17 protein-coding genes and 1 pseudogene are annotated in these 18,818 nt (G+C 66.0%); 13 read left to right on the plus strand and 5 right to left on the minus strand.

The window, feature by feature from the left end; translation table 11 throughout:
* Positions 1 to 613 precede the first annotated feature (613 nt).
* The 4 genes from ACIQF0_RS02270 to ACIQF0_RS02285 all read left to right on the plus strand — a co-directional run bounded on the left by ACIQF0_RS02270 (position 614) and on the right by ACIQF0_RS02285 (position 2,846).
* The gene (locus ACIQF0_RS02270) at positions 614 to 1,840 is read left to right on the plus strand and encodes a CHAP domain-containing protein (RefSeq protein WP_401027658.1); all 1,227 of its coding nucleotides are present in this window, start codon (positions 614 to 616) and stop codon (positions 1,838 to 1,840) included.
* Positions 1,841 to 2,080: 240 nt separating this feature from the next.
* Positions 2,081 to 2,206, plus strand: a complete 126-nt coding sequence (locus ACIQF0_RS02275) for a hypothetical protein (RefSeq protein WP_401023600.1) — start codon at positions 2,081 to 2,083, stop codon at positions 2,204 to 2,206.
* Positions 2,207 to 2,239: 33 nt separating this feature from the next.
* Positions 2,240 to 2,419 (plus strand): hypothetical protein, encoded by a 180-nt coding sequence (locus ACIQF0_RS02280; protein WP_401023602.1) that lies wholly within the window; start codon positions 2,240 to 2,242, stop codon positions 2,417 to 2,419.
* Between the two features lie 79 nt (positions 2,420 to 2,498).
* On the plus strand, positions 2,499 to 2,846 hold the full coding sequence (locus tag ACIQF0_RS02285) for a hypothetical protein (protein ID WP_401023604.1): 348 nt from the start codon (positions 2,499 to 2,501) through the stop codon (positions 2,844 to 2,846).
* A gap of 142 nt (positions 2,847 to 2,988) precedes the next feature.
* Here ACIQF0_RS02285 and pssA read toward each other — a convergent pair.
* Positions 2,989 to 3,877, minus strand: a pseudogene (pssA, locus tag ACIQF0_RS02290) (CDP-diacylglycerol--serine O-phosphatidyltransferase).
* An 834-nt stretch (positions 3,878 to 4,711) separates the two neighbouring features.
* Between pssA and ACIQF0_RS02295 the strand changes: the two are divergent.
* The 5 genes from ACIQF0_RS02295 to ACIQF0_RS02315 all read left to right on the plus strand — a co-directional run bounded on the left by ACIQF0_RS02295 (position 4,712) and on the right by ACIQF0_RS02315 (position 7,617).
* On the plus strand, positions 4,712 to 5,038 hold the full coding sequence (locus tag ACIQF0_RS02295) for a hypothetical protein (protein WP_401023605.1): 327 nt from the start codon (positions 4,712 to 4,714) through the stop codon (positions 5,036 to 5,038).
* Positions 5,039 to 5,149: 111 nt separating this feature from the next.
* Positions 5,150 to 5,497 carry a hypothetical protein gene (locus tag ACIQF0_RS02300; RefSeq protein ID WP_401023607.1) on the plus strand — a complete coding sequence of 116 codons (348 nt, stop codon included), beginning with the start codon at positions 5,150 to 5,152 and terminating at the stop codon, positions 5,495 to 5,497.
* A gap of 53 nt (positions 5,498 to 5,550) precedes the next feature.
* Positions 5,551 to 6,279 carry a hypothetical protein gene (locus ACIQF0_RS02305; RefSeq protein WP_401023609.1) on the plus strand — a complete coding sequence of 243 codons (729 nt, stop codon included), beginning with the start codon at positions 5,551 to 5,553 and terminating at the stop codon, positions 6,277 to 6,279.
* 4 nt (positions 6,280 to 6,283) lie between these two features.
* Complete coding sequence (locus ACIQF0_RS02310) at positions 6,284 to 6,988, plus strand: hypothetical protein (RefSeq protein ID WP_401023611.1); 705 nt, start codon at positions 6,284 to 6,286, stop codon at positions 6,986 to 6,988.
* A gap of 23 nt (positions 6,989 to 7,011) precedes the next feature.
* On the plus strand, positions 7,012 to 7,617 hold the full coding sequence (locus ACIQF0_RS02315) for a hypothetical protein (protein WP_401023613.1): 606 nt from the start codon (positions 7,012 to 7,014) through the stop codon (positions 7,615 to 7,617).
* Positions 7,618 to 8,456: 839 nt separating this feature from the next.
* Here the strand turns inward: ACIQF0_RS02315 and ACIQF0_RS02320 are convergent.
* The 3 genes from ACIQF0_RS02320 to ACIQF0_RS02330 all read right to left on the minus strand — a co-directional run bounded on the left by ACIQF0_RS02320 (position 8,457) and on the right by ACIQF0_RS02330 (position 10,737).
* Positions 8,457 to 8,849, minus strand: coding sequence for an ester cyclase (locus ACIQF0_RS02320; protein WP_401023614.1), 393 nt, complete (start codon positions 8,847 to 8,849; stop codon positions 8,457 to 8,459).
* Positions 8,850 to 8,957: 108 nt separating this feature from the next.
* On the minus strand, positions 8,958 to 10,025 hold the full coding sequence (locus ACIQF0_RS02325; RefSeq protein WP_401023616.1) for a Gfo/Idh/MocA family protein: 1,068 nt from the start codon (positions 10,023 to 10,025) through the stop codon (positions 8,958 to 8,960).
* 106 nt (positions 10,026 to 10,131) lie between these two features.
* Entirely contained in the window at positions 10,132 to 10,737 is a 606-nt protein-coding gene (locus tag ACIQF0_RS02330; RefSeq protein WP_401023617.1) for a TetR/AcrR family transcriptional regulator, read from the minus strand.
* Positions 10,738 to 10,833: 96 nt separating this feature from the next.
* On the opposite strand from ACIQF0_RS02330, the gene ACIQF0_RS02335 reads away from it, so the two are divergent.
* From ACIQF0_RS02335 to ACIQF0_RS02345, 3 genes are all read left to right on the plus strand, one after another.
* Positions 10,834 to 11,805, plus strand: a complete 972-nt coding sequence (locus tag ACIQF0_RS02335) for an aldo/keto reductase (RefSeq protein WP_401023619.1) — start codon at positions 10,834 to 10,836, stop codon at positions 11,803 to 11,805.
* Between the two features lie 91 nt (positions 11,806 to 11,896).
* Complete coding sequence (locus ACIQF0_RS02340) at positions 11,897 to 13,081, plus strand: MFS transporter (RefSeq protein ID WP_401023621.1); 1,185 nt, start codon at positions 11,897 to 11,899, stop codon at positions 13,079 to 13,081.
* Positions 13,082 to 13,094: 13 nt separating this feature from the next.
* Complete coding sequence (locus ACIQF0_RS02345) at positions 13,095 to 14,093, plus strand: alpha/beta fold hydrolase (protein WP_401023622.1); 999 nt, start codon at positions 13,095 to 13,097, stop codon at positions 14,091 to 14,093.
* Positions 14,094 to 14,201: 108 nt separating this feature from the next.
* Here ACIQF0_RS02345 and ACIQF0_RS02350 read toward each other — a convergent pair whose 3' ends face one another.
* Positions 14,202 to 15,560: a glutamate decarboxylase gene (locus ACIQF0_RS02350; protein ID WP_401027660.1), complete on the minus strand. Its 1,359-nt coding sequence runs from the start codon at positions 15,558 to 15,560 to the stop codon at positions 14,202 to 14,204.
* Positions 15,561 to 15,802: 242 nt separating this feature from the next.
* On the opposite strand from ACIQF0_RS02350, the gene ACIQF0_RS02355 reads away from it, so the two are divergent.
* On the plus strand, positions 15,803 to 18,814 hold the full coding sequence (locus ACIQF0_RS02355; protein WP_401023624.1) for an NACHT domain-containing protein: 3,012 nt from the start codon (positions 15,803 to 15,805) through the stop codon (positions 18,812 to 18,814).
* Positions 18,815 to 18,818 lie beyond the last annotated feature (4 nt).

The raw sequence follows: 18,818 nt of genomic DNA on the forward strand, positions 1-18,818 counted from the left end.
GCGATGAGTGCAGGCGAGTTACCGAGGAAGTGACCAGGAGATGTGATCACAGCACGGCGAGGTTGGCGTCTTGGCTCTTGCCTCGGGGGTCTTGCTCCGTAAGTTCCGGGCTACGGCGGGAAGAAAGCTGGGCATCTCTGTGTCGCCGTTGGATGTATCGATCTCTTTGCCCTTGGAGAAGCCTGGATCGCGTGGCTCGGGTGAACCTCCACTCACGAGCACCAGGATCTGTGGCAGTCGTTGAATACCAACTCGAATCCTGGAGTGCCGGATCACCTTGCGACGATCATGGCCGCTCGGTCGTGGTCGCGGAGTCGGAGTCCTCGCCGAGTGTGGACCCCAAAGCTGTATATGTGACTGCTGGCGCAACCCCTCCTTCGGCGCGAGGGGGCAGAGGTGAGACCTGGCCGCGAGCTCATTGCCTCTCGGCAACCGCGAGCCCTAGCTGTACCGCCGTTGGTCCGATCGGGATCAGACACTCTTGTGACAGGCCACGAATCGACACCGGCGGTGCGGCACCGGAGTCTGATTGGTTGATTCCGAGCAGACGGAGCTCACGCCTGCGCCTCCGTTGCGGTGTTCCTTCCATACCGACGAAGGAGGGCTCGTGAAGATGCGAAGATCGGCCCGCAGCGCGTGGTGGCATTGGGTAGTTGGGGCAGTTCTTGTTCTGGTAGCAGGCACCGTGGTTGCGCCTGCCGGCGCGTGGGCGGGAACCGATGACTATCCGGCGCAGTGGCGTACAACGCCGAAGGATTCGCTGATCGACTCGTGGGGCTACTCCAACCGCGAGTGCACCAGCTTCGTCGCTTGGCGTTTGCACTCTCGCAACGAGTTCGAGATGCCCAGGGCGATTGGCAACGCAGGTAGCTGGGGATCGTGGTTCGCCGCCCGCGGCTACGCCGTCAACAACACCCCGGCGGTCGGCGCCATCGCTGAGTCGGCTGGACACGTGGCCTGGGTGGAAGCCGTCAACGCCAACGCAACCGTGACCGTCGAGGAATACAACTACGGCTTCACCGGTACTTACCATGAACGTGTTGTTACCGCTGGCTCGTTCCGCTACATCCACGCCAAGGACATCATCGCCTTGCCCGGCGGGGGTAGTGTTGGCACTGCGGAATACTTGGGACGGGACAGCCTCGCCGCGGACCAACGGATTTACCCCAATCAGTATCTAACGTCGTCGGACGGCCGCTTCGTCCTAATCCTGCAGGGAGACGGCAATCTGGTCCTGTACGGTGCCGGCTTCCGCGCGCTGTGGTCCAGCGGCACGGCGGGAAGATCGGTGCACTCCGTTGTCATGCAAGGCGACGGAAACCTCGTGCTTTACGGCACTGGCAGTCGAGGCGCGTTGTGGGCTAGCCACACCTCCGGTCGCGGGAACTCCACCCTGTTGCTGCAGACTGATGGCAACGCTGTTCTCTACTCGGCTGCGGGTGCAAGCTGGTCGACGGGAACAGCTGGGGCGTCCGCAGGCCTCACGCCGAAGGGAACCGATCGCCTCAGCGCCGATGAGAGGCTGTACTCCGGTCAGTATCTGCGTTCGGCCGATGGCAGGTACTACGTGGCTCTACAGAGCGACGGGAACCTGGTCTTGTACTCGCCGGGCTATCGCGTCCTGTGGTCGACAGGTACCGCGGGCCGGACAGTGCACTCACTGGTGATGCAGTCGGATGCGAACCTCGTGCTCTATGGCACTGGCAGCCAAGGCGCTTTGTGGTCCTCCAACGTTCTCGGCGTCGGATCGTTCGCCTTCAACGTGCAGGGTGACGGAAACGCCGTGATCTACGGATCCGCCGGCGCGATCTGGTCCACGGGTACGGCAGGCCGAATCTAGCCGGACCGTCACGGCGCTACCTCCATTGGCGCCGTCCGGTGACGGCTGCGACACACGCGCAGATAAAGATCCATTGAACAGTCTGAGCTCGACCGGCCTGATGATCTTTGCGCGAGGCTCGATCTAGCGAACCTGCGAGCGAAGGAGCGGACTTCCGGAAGCCGGGCACGAGCGTCAACACGGCTTGACCGGCCGACATGATCGGCATCCTCGCGGCGAACGTGGGGTTCACGGAAGGGCGTGCAGGAGGCCGATCTGACCGGTGGTTCGATACGGGTGGTCACCGACTACGAGTACGTCGGCAACCCGGCCTGGCGCCACGTGGACGACGACGGCTTGACCAAGAGCGAGTACATGACGTGGTAGGTGTGGCGGGGCTACGGGGCGGTGAAGACGCGCATGGGCGACGCGGAAGAGCAGACGCTGACCGAGAAGCGCTACTTCCGCGGCATGAACGGCGACAAGCTGCCCTCTGGCACCCGCCCCGCCTCGATGCCGGCGATATTCCTGCGGCGGTCGACGCGGACGCGTTCGCGGGCACCCAGAATCGGGATGCTGGTGGAGAAATTCACCTTCTGAGTAAATGTCGTGACGTCGGCGGAGGGTTTTGGGGCCAGCCGCCGACGTCACCTCTTGTAGGAATTTTCTGGAGGCGACCGTGGAATCTTCGGATTTCATCAGCGAGCGGGAGCTCGGCTACATCGAAGAGCGCGCGAACTCGGCAACTCCTGGGCCGTGGTTCGTTCGGCAGCTAAATGACAACAGATTCATGACCCTGGTGGCGGTCAGTACGATTCCTGACTCTGAGTCGTCTGGTGTGGAGAATGCCCTCGAAGGTGAGAAGAATGTTGCGCTGACTCTCGTGCAAGATCCTCAGTATGCGGCTGTTTCCGATGATCTATGGGATGAGAATGCGACCTTCATTGCAAATGCAAGGGAGGATGTCCCGCGCCTCGTGGCGGAGATAAGGCGACTTCGCTCGCTGGTAAGACCAGAGCTGGAGTGATCAAGCGTCGCATCTCCGTGTCCAGGTGACGTTGTCTTTAATGGCCTGATCGACATTGATCCTGGTAGGAAATGCTTTTGGTGAAGCTGTGGGCCGGACAACTTTGTCGAGTCCGGACCACAGCCTGCTTGTATGAGCCAGATCAGCGCTTCGGCTGTCGTCGCAGCCCCAACTGTCGCACGAGCGACGACGCCCGTTGGTGCCGGGAACCGCGCCCTCCGCAGCCGCGACAGAACCATCACGCCGAGGCCGACACACCGCTCGCATGGGCCGCACCGGCGACGCGGCCGTGCAACGGCTGACGCAGCCCGAGCCGGCGAGCCGTCACCCCGTGCGCCGCTTGATGGCGCGACGGTCGGCACCGGTGACGGTCCAAGCCTCAGGGGTACTTGGAGGGCCACATGTACCGCCGCACCGAGTAGGGCAGGTGTGCCAGGTACACGACCATCGCGATGATCAGCGCCACCAGCGGATAGGTGATGATCGCGGCGGCCAGCAACGGCGCGACCGCGTGGCGGCACCTTCACGGTCTTTGCCGACAGGGTGGGAATCCGCGACGCCAGGAGCACCGCCACCAGGACGGTCCAGGCGCCCACGACGTAGGAGTTGTTCCACCAGCCGCTGGTCCGCACCTGCTCCTCGATGATCAAAGGCAGCAGCAGCAATAATCCGCCTGCGGGAGCGGGAACGCCCACGAAGAACTCCTTCGCGAACGGCGGTTGTTCCTTCTCCGGCAACGTGTTGAAGCGGGCCAGGCGGACCACCATGCAGACCGCGAAGATCAGTGCGATGACCCAGCCCGCGCGGTTGCCCTCGAACTTCCACAGGTAGATCGCGAGGGTCGGCGCGACGCCGAACGAGATGGCGTCGGCCAGGGAGTCGAGCTCCGCGCCCATCTTCGACGTCGCGTCCAGCAGGCGGGCGATGCGGCCGTCGAGGCCGTCGAAGACGGCTGCCGCCGCGATCGCGGTGATGGCCGCGTCCCACATGCCGACGTTCGCGAAGTGCACCGCGGACAGGCCCGAGCACATGGCCAGGACCGTGATCGCGTTCGGCAGCAGGTGAACGACGAGTCGCTGGAGCCATCGGTTCTCGCTGCTTCAAGGAGACTGTGGCGGCCAATCGGACGAGACCTACAGAAAGATGGTTCCGGCAACGGCCTGCCGGACTTCTTCGTGCGGCGTCGCAGGTGGAGCGAAGTCGTATGAACCTCAGGTGCGAAGGAGTGGATCTTGGGCGGCTGCGCAAAAGGCAGTAACGCACTTGAGTTGCAGTCAAATGCGCCGAACTGCATCCATCGTGCCTGTTTTTTGCAGGTCAGCGGCCCGTGAACCCGTATCTGGGGGTCAAGGGGTTCGCAGGTTCAAATCCTGTCGTCCAGACGGTCTGAAGGAGTCCGCTGGCTCTGGGTGAAAGCTCAGGTCGGCGGGATTTTCATGTCTAAAGGATGATCTTCGTCTGATCATCATTTTCATGATTGACAGGCAGATGAAGGTGTGAACAAGGAGCCACTGGCTCCTTCGTTTTGACTAACGACAAGTGGGGTCGCTCGCGAGCGGGTGAACTACCGAAGGGTGCCGAAACGCCGTGTACTGACGTGATCGTTCGTCAGCGGGAGCTGATCCGCAGGCGTGCTGTTCTGGCTTTGACGCCGTTCGCGTCAGTTGTCAGAAGGTCGAGATGCGGGTGTTGGTCGCGGGGCGGTTATCGGACTTCTAATTCAGGTGAAGGCGCGCGCCGGGGCAGGCCTGGCGCCGAATCCCACTGGCGCTTTCCTGGAGATCGGTAACTCCATGAGGCGAAGGCTGAGGAGTGGGCGAACGCGTCGGCGCCACCGCTGTCGGATAGGTATCGCCGTCGGTGCTGTGTCGTCCCTGGCCGCTTCGCCGGTCACAGCCACGGCCTTGCCGCTGCGTGACGCGGTCTCGGCGCTGAAGGTCGCCGACGAGGTTCGTGATATCTACCAGCGTGATAAGTTCCGGCACTGGACAGGCGCGGATCGCGACGGATGCAGCACACGAGCGGAGGTGCTTACTCGTCGAGAAGGCTGCTCGCTGCCCCAACGTGCCGATCCCAGTCGACATCGCCTGACCAAGGGACAGATGGGCCGATGGCATCGCCTTGGCTCCTTCACGGTCGCGACCGATGACAAATCCAGTGTCGCCCTGTCGAGGCGCTGGTCACTGATTTAGGTGCCTTTGAGCGCAATCATGCGGTAACTCCGGTCTGGTCGCCGGTACTGCGCTAGCTTGGCTGCTGATGTTTGATGGCGCCACGCGGCTTGGGTTGGACGGGGAGGGCTGATGACTGGTTATCAGGTGGTGAACTCGGCGGTGCGCAAGGAAGCCGCTAAGTGGGATGAGTTCGCCTCCGAAATGGGCTCGGTGCGTAGCGCACTGTCCGGGCTCGCGCTGTCTCCGCTCGCGTTCTTCGTTGCCGATGCGATCACGTTTGCTGTTTTTCCGCTGAATCTCCTGACGCCTCCGGAGGAGCTGCAGCGTTCGTACGAGGACATGCGGTCCTACATCGAGAAGCTTGCTGCTGAGGCGGAAACAGAGTTCAGGGAGATCGGTGAAACCCTGATCAAGATTGCCGATACATATGAACGGAACGAAGAGGTCGTCGAGCTTGACCTGGATCAGGTCTACTAGGTTCGGGGGATCCGGGGGATATGAGCAGTCCTGAAGCGGCACACTATCCGGCGTTGATCCAGGTGTTGAACGACTCGTTCCGCCTGGCTGCTGAGGCGGTGAACCTCCTCATCGACAACTTCAACAAGGGTGTCCACAACATCAACACCAACCCGCTGATCTACCTGGCGCCGGACTTCTTCGGCGGCCTTGATCGTGCGCTGAACGAGCTGCGCGACTACGTCGACAAGTTCGCCAGGGTGATGCTGGGTTTTCTGAAGCACAGCGCCCCGGTCATCGCGTTGATCCAGGCCAGCTTCGACTGGCTCACCGTGATGCAGAAGCCCGTCTCGGACATCGCCGCACGAGCGGGAGATCAGAGCGACAACAAGAGCTTCGGCCAGTGGACCGGTCCCGCTGCGACCTACTACAACTCCCAGGTGCTCGCCCGGCAGCAGAAGGCGCTGGACCAGCTGTTCCCGAAAGCCGAAGCTATCAGCAAGTGGTTGACTCAGGTCGCCCAGGCGAACATCAAATTTCTCAACACCTACGCCAAGAGGATCGGCGACCTCGCCGCCAACGCTGTTTCGGCGCTGATCTCCGCTGGCACGATTGTCGGTGCGTTGGAAGCGATCGGTGACGCCGCTGAGCTTTGCGGGAACCTGGTCGCCTCCGCGGTGACGGTTTTCGGTGACAGCGTGGAGTATTACACCAACTCGGTCGGATTCATGCGAGACATGCTTAGTGCGCGCACCAGCAACGGAGCGTTTCCCAGCGAAGCCTGGCCGCAGGCGGTGACCTGAGATCATGCTGGAAGAAGAGCTGGGCAAGTTGAAGCTGGCCGAGCTGCACCTGCCGCCGATCGCCGCGACCAGAATGTCGCCGCTTCCGGAATTTCCCTCCGAGCCGGCCGACGAGTACAAGGCGATCGACGCCTCAAGATCGCTGTGGGTGATCGTGGACCCCGACGGGAAGGTGCTGCGGTTCGACGTGAGCAGCAGCTGGCAGTCGCGGCTGCCGGTCGCGGAGTTCGGTCAGGCGCTGATGATGACCTACCTCGACGCGCTGCGGATCGCCGCCACCGTCGAGCGCCAGGCGCGGCGTGACCACCGCGACGAACCAGAGCCGGTCGAATTCCAGAGCTGGTCTGGCATGCCTGACATGGACACGTGGCTGGCTCAGATCAGAGAAGAGCAGGCCGCTATCGGCCGGCAGTTGCGCGAAGCCCGGGAGAACGCGGACAAGGTGTCACTCGAGGTGACTGCACTGCGCAGCCCGTATGGCCTCGTGACACTGCAGATCCGCAACGGGGCTCTGGTCGGCCTGACCGCGAACACCGCCGCGCTCTCCCAGGCGAACATCGGGCAGGTGCAGCAGGACCTCTGGGAGGTGTTCGGCGATGCCGGGCTCACGTCGGACCGCGGCATGGCACCGCTGAGCCAGTCAAGGCGTCGCCGGCGTGCCGAGGAGGATCCGGAAGAGGACTTGTGGAAGGGGCTGGGGGCGCAGTGAATCGATCCGCCGGGATCGTGGGCATGGCGGTGCTCGTGCTGGGTACGGCGGCGTGCACTGGTGGCGGCACGGTGATCGGCAGGCCGGAAAGCACGTCGATCGCGCCGCCGACGGCCACCACACCGTCCACACTCGTGCCAGCCAAGTACACAGCACTCCCGACCTGCCGGCAGGTGACCGACAAGGTGACAGGTCTGCCGCCGCTCCGGTCAGGCAACGAGAGGCCTTCAGCGTCCGACATGCTCACCGGCTGCGAGTTCCAGCGCATACCCGACTGGCCGCGGGTCAACTTGCAGGTATCGGCGTGGCGAGACGACGTTGGCGACATCTCGTATCCAGCCGGTGCCGGCCGGGGCGGGCTCAAGGCTCGTGAAGCCTACGACGCGTCCTCCAAACCGGGCTCCGACCCAGCCGACGACGGCACCGCCGAGGACGTGCAGGTCGGCGAGAAGGCGAAATGGTTGACACCGAAGGACAACGGCAGCTGCACCCTGATGATCCTCGACAAGAACGCCGTGCTGAGTCTCGAGTACAAGCCAGCAGACAAACCGGCGCCGAGGTCGCAGGGGTGCCGAGGGCCGCTACGCGAACTCGCGAAGTCGTTCTACGACGCGGTCCAGACGCAGTGAGCGCCGCCAGACCCCGGCCGAGAGCACGGCCCTCGTCCCTCTGCCACGCGATCGACCTGGCGTGAGGCAGAAGGGCACTTGAGCTGCTAACGGTTCTTCTCGGCGACAGCCACATGTCGTCGGGACACGGCTGGGTCTGACCCAGACGCGGGCTAACTGGCCGGGACCGGAATCGCCGTCTGCTTCGCGCGGGCCAGGGCGAACGCTTCGGGTTGTCGTTGGCCTGCGCGACCGTACCGTTCGCGACCAGCTTGTCCAGTGCGTTGCTCACCGCCCCCGATGACTTTCCGTCCAGGGCCTTCGCGATCGCGGCAGGGCCGAACTCCTCGCCGGGGTGGTCACGCAGACAGTCCTAGACCAACCCTCGCAACGCACCGGCTGCCAGCCGTGTGGTCTTCTGGCTGGTCAACTCCGCCCCGTGGTCCGTCGTCGTGTCGACATCGGTGATCGCCCACAGGTCGGCAGCACGCCGACGGCCCTCGGCGCTTTGGAGTCGACGGCGTCTTTCTTCGCCGGTGCAGCAGCAAAGTGCAGCAGCGCCACTGATCATCAGGTTCTGAACTTGCGCATCTCCATGCGTCGCAGTTGGTGCCGGCGGGAACTCAAGGTCCTGGATCTCGTCTCTCAGCTTGGCGACAAGTTACAGCAGGAAGTGCTTGTCATCGACCAGAACGCGAGCTGTCTCAATCCAGGGCGCGACGCGAGTCCGGGAGACGGAACGTGTCGAGGGTGCCGTCCGATGTGGACGTAGGAGCAGTTCGCTGAGTACGCCTACGTCTTCACGCGCGCCGTTGCGGCCCTGGATATAGCGCCAGAACGTCGCCGGGTAGCCGGAGAGGTCAAGCGGTTAGCTGGCGGAGCATCTCGGCCGAGTCGTGCAGATTGGTCATGTGGATGAACCTGCCGTCACGGACCTTGTAGATCGCGTACTCGACGATCTTGAACGAGGCCCCGGACGGCTGGACGCCGAGCCATTCCTTCGCGGGCGTGCCGGTGTTGGTCAGGCGGACGGCGATGCCGTCGCGGTCGAACAGGATCTCCTGGATCTCCCAGTGGATGTCCGGCACGGCGTCGACGATCCCCTCAAGGACTTCGACGACGGCGTCCCGTGTGCCGGGCTCGCCGCCGAGCAGAACTTCGTCGGAGATGAACTCGTCCATGCCGCCGAACTCGTGGGCGTTGAGTGCCGCGATGTATCGCAGATACAAGTCGTGCAGGCTGTTCTCGGTCATCAACACTGGTCCTTCCGTGCGGGATCTGCTCGTTTGAGGTAGTCGTGAATGCAGCGGTGCGGTGATCGCCGGAGGCGAAGCCGTCCAGCGGATTACGGGAACTCCTTGTCAGAGTTCCGCGAGAGACACGCGTCGTCCCTCGGCGGCCGATCTGACGACTGCGTCCAGGAGTCGGTGACGTCTCACGGCGTGGGCGAAGTCCGGGGCGGTCGCGGTGCCGTCGATGAGGTCGTTCCGGATCGCCGCATATGTGTGCGCCAGGTTGTGAACTGGTTCTCCGGCCAGGTGGGGGTAGTCGTCGTGGCCATCGGGCAGTGTCAGCTGAGACAGAGGGAGGTGACCTCGTGCGCCGCGCACCGCAACGGGGCCGAGGTGTGGATACCCGCTCGTGGAAGTGATTTCGAGAGTTCCCTCGGTGCCGTCGATGAGCAGGGAGAACCCAGGTCCGGACGCCGTTGCTCCACGGTGATGGACGGAGAGGATCGCTCCGCCGTGCAGCGCGCCGGAGACGGCGATCTGGTCCTCGGCGGTCATCCTGACCGTTTGTCCGGTGTGGCCGAGTGGAACGATCGGGCGCCGGGTCGTCGTCGAGGCGACCACGTCCTGCAGCTCACCGACGATCATCGACACCACGTCGATGGCGTTTCCGAAAGCGATGGTGAGCATCGTGGCGCCGAGTGTGCGGTCGAGGGTGTATCGCATCCGCTCGGAGACCGGGGTTCCCCACTCGATCGATGACGCCAGCACCGTCGCGGACAGCACGTCCCCGACGTACCCGTCGGCGACCAGGCGGGCCAGCCAGCGGATGGTGGGCGAGGAACGCCCGTGAAGCCCGATGAAGTTACGCGTTTCGCCGGCGGCGTTTTGCATCTCCACGGCCTCGGCCAGGTCGGTGGCGAAGGGCCATTCGCTGAGCACCGGCACTCCCGCCCGTAGCGCGGGCAGCACCAGCTCGCGGTGCTGGGGCACCTTGACCGCGACGACCACGAGGTCGACGTTCTGGTCGTCCACGAGCTGGTCGACCGAGGCGTAGCCGGGCACCCCGAACGCGGCGCCGGCAGCGGCGGCCGACGCCCGGGAACTCGTCGACAGGGCGGTGAGCTCCATGCCGTCGACCGCTGACAACGCGGGCAGGTGGGCCCCAGCCGCCCATCCGCCGGACGCGCTCAGCCCCACGATCCCGACGCCGAGCGGGCGTCTCCCGCATGGCCGCTCAGTCGAGTTCCTGGGTGTTCTCATGACGTGTCTTCGCCTTTCGAGTGCTTGGGCCCGTGCGCCGTGGTCACGTCGGCCAGGACAGCAGTGCCGTGTCGACGATCTCGTCGAGCGTGTCGGGACCGAGGCCGTTCGCGGCCTGGACGGCGATGCCGAATGCCGTCGTCATGATGAAACGGGCGAGGCGTCCCGGGTCGGCGTCATCCGAGAGGTCGCCCTCCTCGACGGCGCGCCGGAAGCGCGCCTCGAGCTGGTCACCCGCATCGATGCGCCAGCCGACCAGCACGTCGTGCGCCGGCCGGCCCTGCTCGCTCAGCGCCAGCGCTCCCTGAACGGACAGGCATCCGGCGGGGGCGTTGGGCGACGTCGTCGTCCGGACGGCTCCCCGGAGGAACGCCTCGGCCACCTCCCGCGCCGTGGGCTCCTGCAGGGCGCGTGTCGCGTAGGAGGCCGGCCCCTCGGCGTAGCGCTGCACGGCCTTGCGGAAAAGCTGCTCCTTGTTGCCGAAGGCGGCGTACATGCTCGACTTGGTGATCCCCATCGCGTCGGTCAGGTCCGTGAGGCTGGTGCCGTCGTACCCCCGCGCCCAGAACACCTGCATCGCGCGCTCCAGCACCTCGTCGATGTCGAACTCCCGGGGGCGGCCGAACACTGTGCGCTGGGATCCACTCATGACGCCGACTTTACTACCGTTCGGTCCAGATGTGTTAGCGTTCTGTACCGATCGGAACTTAAAGCGTCGGACTCACCACGGAAGAGGATCACCACGATGACAACCACCTCGCTCGGCGGGCTGAAGACCTCCCGCATCGGCCTGGGTGCCATGGGCATGTCGGCCTTCTACACCGGCGCCGGCCAGCGCGACGACCAGTCGATCCGCACCATCCAGCGGGCCCTGGACCTCGGCGTCACTCACATCGACACCGCCGAGGCGTACGGCCCTTACGTCAACGAGGAACTGGTCGGCCGTGCCGTCAGGGGACGGCGGGACGAGGCGGTGCTCGCCACCAAGTTCGGTCACATCTCCCACACCGGCCGCCTGGGCAACGACAGCAGCCCGGCCAACGTCCGGCTCGCGGTGGAGGGATCACTGCGCCGCCTCGGCACTGACCACCTGGACCTCGTCTACCAGCATCGGGGCGACCAGGACACGCCGATCGAGGAGACCGTCGGGGCGCTGGCGGAGCTGGTGGCCGAGGGCAAGATCCGTCACATCGGACTGTCGGAGGCGGGGCCCGCGACGATCCGGCGGGCGCACGCTGTTCATCCGATCGCCGCGGTGCAGTCCGAGTACTCGTTGTGGGTCCGTGACCCCGAGGCCGAGGTGCTGCCGGCCCTGCGGGAGCTGGGCGTGGGCCTCGTTCCGTACTCCCCGCTGGGCCGCGGGTTCCTCACCGGCGGCATCCGCACGCTGGACGACCTCGACGCCGGCGACTGGCGCCGTACCAACCCGCGATTCGCGGGAGGCAACCTCGAACGCAACATGCGCATCGTCGACGAGGTCCGCGCCGTCGCCGCCGAGGCCGAGGCCACGCCCGCGCAGGTCGCCCTGGCCTGGTTGCTCGCTCAGGGCGACGACATCGTCCCCATCCCCGGCACCACGCGCATCGACCGGCTGGAGGAGAACGCCGCCGCCGACCGCGTCAGCCTCACCGACGGCCAGATCACCCGGCTGAACAACCTGACGCCGGCCACCGGCGACCGCTACGACGAAGCCAACATGGCCGCCCTCGACCACTGAGCGGATTGCCACCCGGGAGTCACCTCTGGAGGCGGCGCGCACATTCCCGCAGCCGCTACGTGACGCACAGCATCGCCTTGAAAGGCATCACATGACCACCCGTCACAAGGCATTGGACGGTGCCTCGGCCGCCGGCGGCCCGCAGGCCTGGGCCGGCGTCGGTTCTCTCAGCCTCGGGATCTTCGCGTTCATCATCGCCGAGTTCCTGCCCGCGAGCCTGCTCCCGGAGATCGCCGACGGCCTGAACGTGTCCACCGGCGCGGCCGGGCAGGCCGTCAGCGCGACCGCCTTCGCCGCCGCGGCCTCGGCCCTGTTTCTCTCGGTGGTGCTCCCGCGAGCCGACCGACGGTGGGTGATGATGGGCCTCACCCTGCTCGCGGTGGTGTCGAACCTTCTCGTTGCGATGGCACCCAGCCTGGCAACCGTCATGCTCGCTCGTCTGCTGCTCGGGGCGGCGCTCGGCGGCTTCTGGGCCATGGCGACCGCGGTCGCCGCGCAGTTGGTGCACGAGAGTCACCTCGGACGCGCGCTGACGGTCATCAGCTCCGGAGTGGCCCTCGGCACGGTCGTCGCCGTTCCCCTTGGCGCCTGGCTCGGCGAAGTCTGGGGCTGGCGTGGCACCTTCATCATGGGGGCCGGCATCGCCGGGATCGCGCTGGCCGCCCAGGCCGTGACACTGCCGCGCGTGACGCCACCGGCCGCGGGCGGCCTCCGGGCACTCGGAGGAGTCCTGCGTTCCGGCACGATCGTTGCGGGACTGTTCGCCGTAGTCCTCATCTTCAGCGGGCATTTCGGCGGCTTCACGTTCATCCGGCCTGCCGTCGACGCCATCGCGGGACTGGACCCCGGCTCGTTCGCCGGCCTGCTGATCTTCTTCGGCGTCACCAACTTCCTCGGCACGCTGCTGGCCGGGCCGCTCGCAGACCGGTCACTGCGCGCAGGACTGTTCCTCTTTCCTGCCGCTCTCGCAGCCGGAATGTTCGTCATGTACACCATCGGCGGACACGGCCTCCTGCTCGCCGTCGCGCTGTGGGGCTTCGGATTCGGCGGTGTCCCTACGACGGTGCTCACCTGGGGAGCGCACACCGAGCCGACCCGGATCGAGCAGGTCAGCGGCGTCATCGTGTCCGTGTGCAATCTCGCCATCGCCACGGGGGCGGCCGCCGGCGGAGTCATCGTGGACCGTCAGTCGGCGACCGCCCCCTTGATCGTGGGTGCCATCGCGGTCATCGCCGGCGGCCTCCTGCTCACCTCACTGCGCCCCTCGAGCAACTAGCCGGGAGAGAACCATGAGAAGAAGAATGACCGTCCTGATCAGGACTGCCGTCGCCATCACCGGAATCGCCGTTCTCACAGGGCCCGGACCGGTCTCAGCGGACGTCGGCGTGAACTCGAGGACGGAGTCGGCCGCCACGGCCGGGCTGTCCTACCGACCGCCGGACGGCTTCCAGTCGAAGTACGCGCAAGTGAACGGCTTCCGGATGCACTACCTCCGCGGCGGTAACGGCTCGCCGGTGGTGCTGCTGCACGGCTTCCCGCAGACCTCCGCCGAGTGGGAGCCGCAGCTCAAGGCACTAGCCAAGAACCACACCGTGATCGCGGTCGACCTGCGCGGGACCGGAGACTCCTCCGTCCCGCAGAAGGGCTACGACACGGCACAACTGGCCGACGACGTGCACAAGCTGCTCACCCGGCTCAACCTCGAGAAGGGTGTCCAGATCGTCGCCCACGACATCGGTGCGTGGATCGCCTACCCGTACGCCGCCATGTGGCCCGGCGAGGTCAGTCGAATGGTGGTGATGGAAGGGCCCATCCCCGACCGGTCCCTCTACACGTTCCCGGCTTTCCCCGCGGAGGGCGAGCTGTCCACGTGGCACCTCGGGTTCTTCCAGAAGGACTTCGCTCAGGACCTGGTCCGTGGACACGAACGCGACCTGGTCAAGGGGTTCATCGAGCAGTACCTGGCAGTGGACGGCGCCTTTGACGACCGCGACTACGAGTTCTACGCCCGGTACCTCCGTGAGCCAGGCCGGTTCAAGGCGTGGATGGACATGTACCAAGCCCTTCACACGGACATCGTCCAGAACGAGAGGTTCCGCGAGGCGGGGCTGCTCCAGCTGCCCGTCCTGGCCATCGGAGGCGAGGAAGCCCTCAGCGGTGCCGTGGGCACTCAGTGGCAGGGCTACGCCGCCAATGTCGAGACCCAGGTCATGGCTGACACCGGTCACTGGCTCACCGAGGAACGACCTCAGGAGCTCACCGCGATGCTGCTCAAGTTCCTGCGCTGACGACCGGAAACACGGTGAGCAGGCGGTCGTCCACGCGCCGCCGAACGGGAGCGGCACCAGCGACCCTGGGGACCGGACACGGGTCCCAGCTCTCCTCGTGCGACGAGGTCATCGCTTGTCGCCATCGGCGCCGTGGGAGAAGGCGGCGGAGGCTTCGGTGTGACGAGGTTGTTGCTGGGCCTGCAGCGTGGGCAGGCAGCGGATGAGGTCGTCGACGAGGAGGTCGGCGAGGTCGTGGGTGAAGCCGTTGCGGACCACGACGCGGAGCACGGCGAGGTCTTCGCGGTTGGCCGGGAAGGTGTAGGCGGGGAGGAGCCAGCCGCGTTCGCGCAGGGCGGCGGAGACGTCGAACACGGAGAAGCGGTCGTCGGTGACCGTGAAGGCGAAGACGGGGAGCTGGTCGCCGCGGGTGAGGAGGCGGAACGGGCCGAGGCCTTCGATTCGGGCGGCGAGGCTGGTGGCGACGTCGCGGCTGTAGTTCTGGACGCGGGTGTAGCCCTCCAGGCCCAGTCGTAGGAACGAGTAGTACTGGGCGGCCACCTGGGCGCCGGGGCGGGAGAAGTTGAGCGCGAAGGTGGGCATGTCGCCGCCGAGGTAGTTGACGTGGAACACGAGGTCCTCCGGCAGCGCGGCGGCGTCGCGCCAGAGCACCCAGCCGACGCCGGGGTAGACCAGTCCGTACTTGTGGCCGGAGGTGTTGATCGAGGCGACCCTGGGCAGCCGGAAGTCCCACTCCAGACCGGGATCGCAGAACGGGGCGATCATCGCGCCGGACGCGCCGTCCACGTGCACCGGGATGTCCCAGCCCCTGTCGGCCTGCACCGCGTCCAGGGCAGCGCAGATCTCGGCGACCGGTTCGTAGCTGCCGTCGAACGTGGAGCCGAGCACGGCGACCACGCCGATGGTGTTCTCGTCGCAGTGCTCGGCGACCTGGTCGGCGGTGAGGTGGAAGCGATCGCCTTCCATCGGCACCAGCCGGCAGTCGACGTCCCAGTAGTTGGCGAACTTCTCCCAGCACACCTGGACGTTGATGCCCATGACGATGTTCGGCCGGTCGACCGGCAGGGACACCGCGCGGCGCCGGTGCTGCCAGCGGCGTTTCAACGCGAGTCCCGCGAGCATGCACGCCTCGCTGGAACCGGTGGTGGAGCAGCCGGTCGGCTGGTCCGCGTCGGGGGCGTGCCAGAGCGCGGCGAGCATTCGAACACAGCGCTGCTCGAGTTCGGCGGTGCGCGGGTACTCGTCCTTGTCGATCATGTTCTTGTCGACGCACTCGGCCATCAGCGTCGCTGCCTGCGGTTCCATCCAGGTGGTCACGAAGGTGGCCAGGTTGAGCCGGGAGTTGCCGTCGAGCATCAGCTCGTCGTGCACCACCTGATAGGCGGTGTCCGCGTCGAGTTCGCCCTCCGGCATGCGGTCCCTGGGGATGCGGCCGGGCTCACGGGTGAACACGGGGTTGGCCTCCACGTGAGGGCGAGCCTGGTGGCGGGGATCGGACGGATGAATGAGCGGCACGACGACTGCCTTCCGCGAAGGGGGTCCGGTCTCGGACCGAGCAGCTCCGGCCCAGGACCATTCTCTCGGCGTTGGGTGATCCCGCCACCTGGCGCCCGGCGTTGTGAGTCCCACTCGATCGCCGGATTGATGTTGCTTCGTTTGCGGACAAAGCTTGTTCACTCGTCTCAACCGGTGAAGGGCTGCGGACCCGCGTGGAACAGCTACTCCTGAGACTCGCCTCGACGGTCGCCGCCAGGTTGGCGACCTCATGGCTCCTGGAGCGCGGAAAGACGGTGCGGCGCGGCATGCCGTTGGCCGAGCTGATCGCCCACCGGTTCCCCGCGCTGCGTCAGCAGCGGCAGTTCAAGCGGAAGCTCGAAGAGATCGAGGACCAGATCGTCGAACGGCTCACGCCGCTGTGCGACATCGAGTTCACCGGGCTCGAGGACAACGAGCGGTCGGCCGCGCTGCTCGAGGTGATCGAGTCGATCACCCAGGCCGACCTGTCCGACCGCGTGCTGCTGGACAGCGATCTCGAACCGAGGAAGCTCGCGACCACAGTCCGCCGGCAGATGAGCGAGGTAGAGCGTCACGCGGGGTTGTCCGAGCCGGGCGAGGCGTTCTACCAGCTGGTGCTGACCCAGGCCTGTTACTGCCTTTCCTATCTGGTGCTGGAGCTGCCCGAGTTCCACGCGCGCGCGGCCGCCGAGACGCTCGCACGGCTCTCCACACTCGCCGCGCAGATCGAACTGGTGCTCGACCGGTTGCCCGCCGCGCGGCCGGAGAACGTGATGGCGGCTGACCAGGACGACGAGTTCCGCGGCAGCTACCTGAAACGCGTCATCGAGGCGTACGACCGGCTCGACCTGCTCGGCATCACGACGATCTACTACGAGCCGCGGATGACCCTCTCAGTCGCGTACCTCAGCCTGTCCGCGTCAATCGAGACCGCACCGGAGCGCGGCACTCGGCGGATCGACGAGTTCTCCCAGTTCGACCAGGCCGGGACGAACAAACGCCTGCTGCGGGTCGAGGAAGCGCTGGGTACCCGATGGCGTGTGGTGATCCAGGGGGACGCGGGTGCCGGCAAGACGACCTTGCTGCAGTGGCTCGCGATCACGGCGGCGCGGCAGCGGTTCACCGGTGCGATGGCCGGGTGGAACGGGCTGGTGCCGTTCCTGGTCAAACTGCGCGACTTCGCCGGCAGTCGTCTGCCGGTCGGAGACCAGATCCTCACGCATGCCAACGCGTTGTCGTGGGGCCACGTGCCCGACGGGTGGGTCCACCGGACAGCGACCGCGAACGGCGCGCTGTTCATGGTCGACGGTGTGGACGAACTGGTCGAGGCCGAGCGGCAGAAGGTCCGTGAGTGGATCCAGGACCTCGTTCGCACCTACCCCAGGGCGCGGGTGGTGCTGACGTCGCGACCCTCCGCGGTGGGGAACAAGTGGCTGGCCCACGAGAGCTTCGACACCGTGATGCTGGACAGGATGACACCCGAGGACGTGCGGGTGTTCGTCAGCCGTTGGCACCAGGCGCTGCTCGACGCGACGCACGGCCGGGACGAACTGTTGCCGTGCAGGCGAGAAGACGTGGCGAGCCACGAGCGGTCGTTGCTCGCCAACCTGGAGTCGCGGTCACATCTGAGCTCGCTGGCGCGCAGCCCGTTGCTGTGCGCCATGATCGCCGCGTTGAACCTGGACCGGCAGGCGAACCTGCCGCGAGACCGGATGGCGCTGTACGACGCCGCACTGGAGATGCTGCTCGAACGTCGCGACGCCGACTACGGCGTGCCATCGGCACGGGAGCAGCAGCTGAGCCTGTCGGAGAAACGGTCGCTGCTGCGGTCGCTGGCGTGGTGGTTGAACGAGAACGGCCGCGCGGAGATGTCCGTGGAAGAGGCGTTGCACCAGGTGCGCCGCCAGATCGACATGATGCCGAACGTCCTGTTGTCACCGCAAGAAGTGCTGAAGTTCCTGTCCGTGCGCAGCGGTGTGATCCGGCAACCGGCGCTGGGACGGATCGACTTCGTGCACCGCACGTTCCAGGAGTTCCTGGCGGCGCGGGAAGCCGTCGACCGCAACAGCATCGACATGCTGATCAACGTCGCGCACTCGGACCTGTGGCGGGAAACGCTGCTGATGGCCTGTGCGCACGCGTCACCGCAGCAGCGCGGCTGGTTGTTGCGCGGCATCCTGAACCGCGCCTACGACCCGTCGGAAAGCGACCTGCGGCGTCAGTTGATCCTGCTGTGCGTGGCCTGCCTGGAGATGGCGGTCGAGGTGCCCGCGGACGTCATCCAGGCGGTGGATGTCGCGGCCCGCGAGGTGATCCCACCTCAGGATCTGGGTGAGGTGAGCGTGCTCGCGACGCTGGGGAGCCAGCTGCTGAGCCGGCTGCCCGACACCTTGAACGGTCTGACGGACAACTCGGCTCGGGCGGTGATCCGCTCGGTCGCGCTGTCGACGCAGAACGACGCACTGGAGTTGCTGCGTTGCTACGCGGGAGATCCGCGCTCGGACGTGCAGTTCGAGCTGATCGACTGCTGGCGGTACTTCGACCCGGCACGGTACGCGGACATCGTGCTGGGGGATGCGCCGTTGTTGCAGGGGCACATCGACGTGCAGGACGTGGCCTGGCTGCCCCATCTGCGGCGGCTGCGCAAACTCGTGAGCGCACATGTGCAGATCTACCCGGATCGGCTCGACGACCTGTCGGTGCTGTACGGGTTGCGCGGTCTCACCAGGTTGCTGGCGCGGGTGAACGGGCGGTGCTCGATCTCGCCGCTGCACGCCTCGTTGTCGTTGGAGTACCTGAACCTCACAGCGGACGGCTTTGCCGACACGCACGACTTGATGCTGCTGCAGTCGTTGCGCGAGTTGGTGCTCAAAAGCAGCGAACCCTTGACAGACCTGGGTTTCGCGGCGGGCCTCACCGAGTTGCGCAGGCTCGAGGTCGACCGCGTCGGCGACTCCGCCGATCTGAGCCCGGTGCTGGAGCACCCGTCGGTCAGGTCACTCGGTCTGCGCAACTGTGCCGCGCTGGTGGACGTGGCCGCGCTGGCGAAACTGCCCGCGTTGAACAGGCTCGACCTGCGGGGGTACTCACACCCGCTCGACGTGAGCGCGTTCGAGGACCGGCCGATCCAGCTGATGCTCAACCGCGACCAGTCGGTCACCGGGCTCGATCGGCTCAGCTCCAAGGCCCAGGTACAGATCTTTTAGGAGG

It is taken from the genome of Lentzea sp. NPDC092896, from assembly GCF_044754905.1.
In the GTDB taxonomy this organism is placed as follows: domain Bacteria; phylum Actinomycetota; class Actinomycetes; order Mycobacteriales; family Pseudonocardiaceae; genus Lentzea.

Bases quoted from the DNA above. Each gene is read 5' to 3' on its own strand.
- ACIQF0_RS02280 (WP_401023602.1), top strand. From the start codon at position 2,240: ATGGGCGACGCGGAAGAGCAGACGCTGACCGAGAAGCGCTACTTCCGC.
- ACIQF0_RS02270 (WP_401027658.1), top strand. From the start codon at position 614: ATGCGAAGATCGGCCCGCAGCGCGTGGTGGCATTGGGTAGTTGGGGCA.
- ACIQF0_RS02340 (WP_401023621.1), top strand. From the start codon at position 11,897: ATGACCACCCGTCACAAGGCATTGGACGGTGCCTCGGCCGCCGGCGGC.
- ACIQF0_RS02330 (WP_401023617.1), bottom strand. From the start codon at position 10,737: ATGAGTGGATCCCAGCGCACAGTGTTCGGCCGCCCCCGGGAGTTCGAC.
- ACIQF0_RS02300 (WP_401023607.1), top strand. From the start codon at position 5,150: ATGACTGGTTATCAGGTGGTGAACTCGGCGGTGCGCAAGGAAGCCGCT.
- ACIQF0_RS02315 (WP_401023613.1), top strand. From the start codon at position 7,012: ATGGCGGTGCTCGTGCTGGGTACGGCGGCGTGCACTGGTGGCGGCACG.
- ACIQF0_RS02320 (WP_401023614.1), bottom strand. From the start codon at position 8,849: ATGACCGAGAACAGCCTGCACGACTTGTATCTGCGATACATCGCGGCA.
- ACIQF0_RS02345 (WP_401023622.1), top strand. From the start codon at position 13,095: ATGAGAAGAAGAATGACCGTCCTGATCAGGACTGCCGTCGCCATCACC.
- ACIQF0_RS02310 (WP_401023611.1), top strand. From the start codon at position 6,284: ATGCTGGAAGAAGAGCTGGGCAAGTTGAAGCTGGCCGAGCTGCACCTG.
- ACIQF0_RS02335 (WP_401023619.1), top strand. From the start codon at position 10,834: ATGACAACCACCTCGCTCGGCGGGCTGAAGACCTCCCGCATCGGCCTG.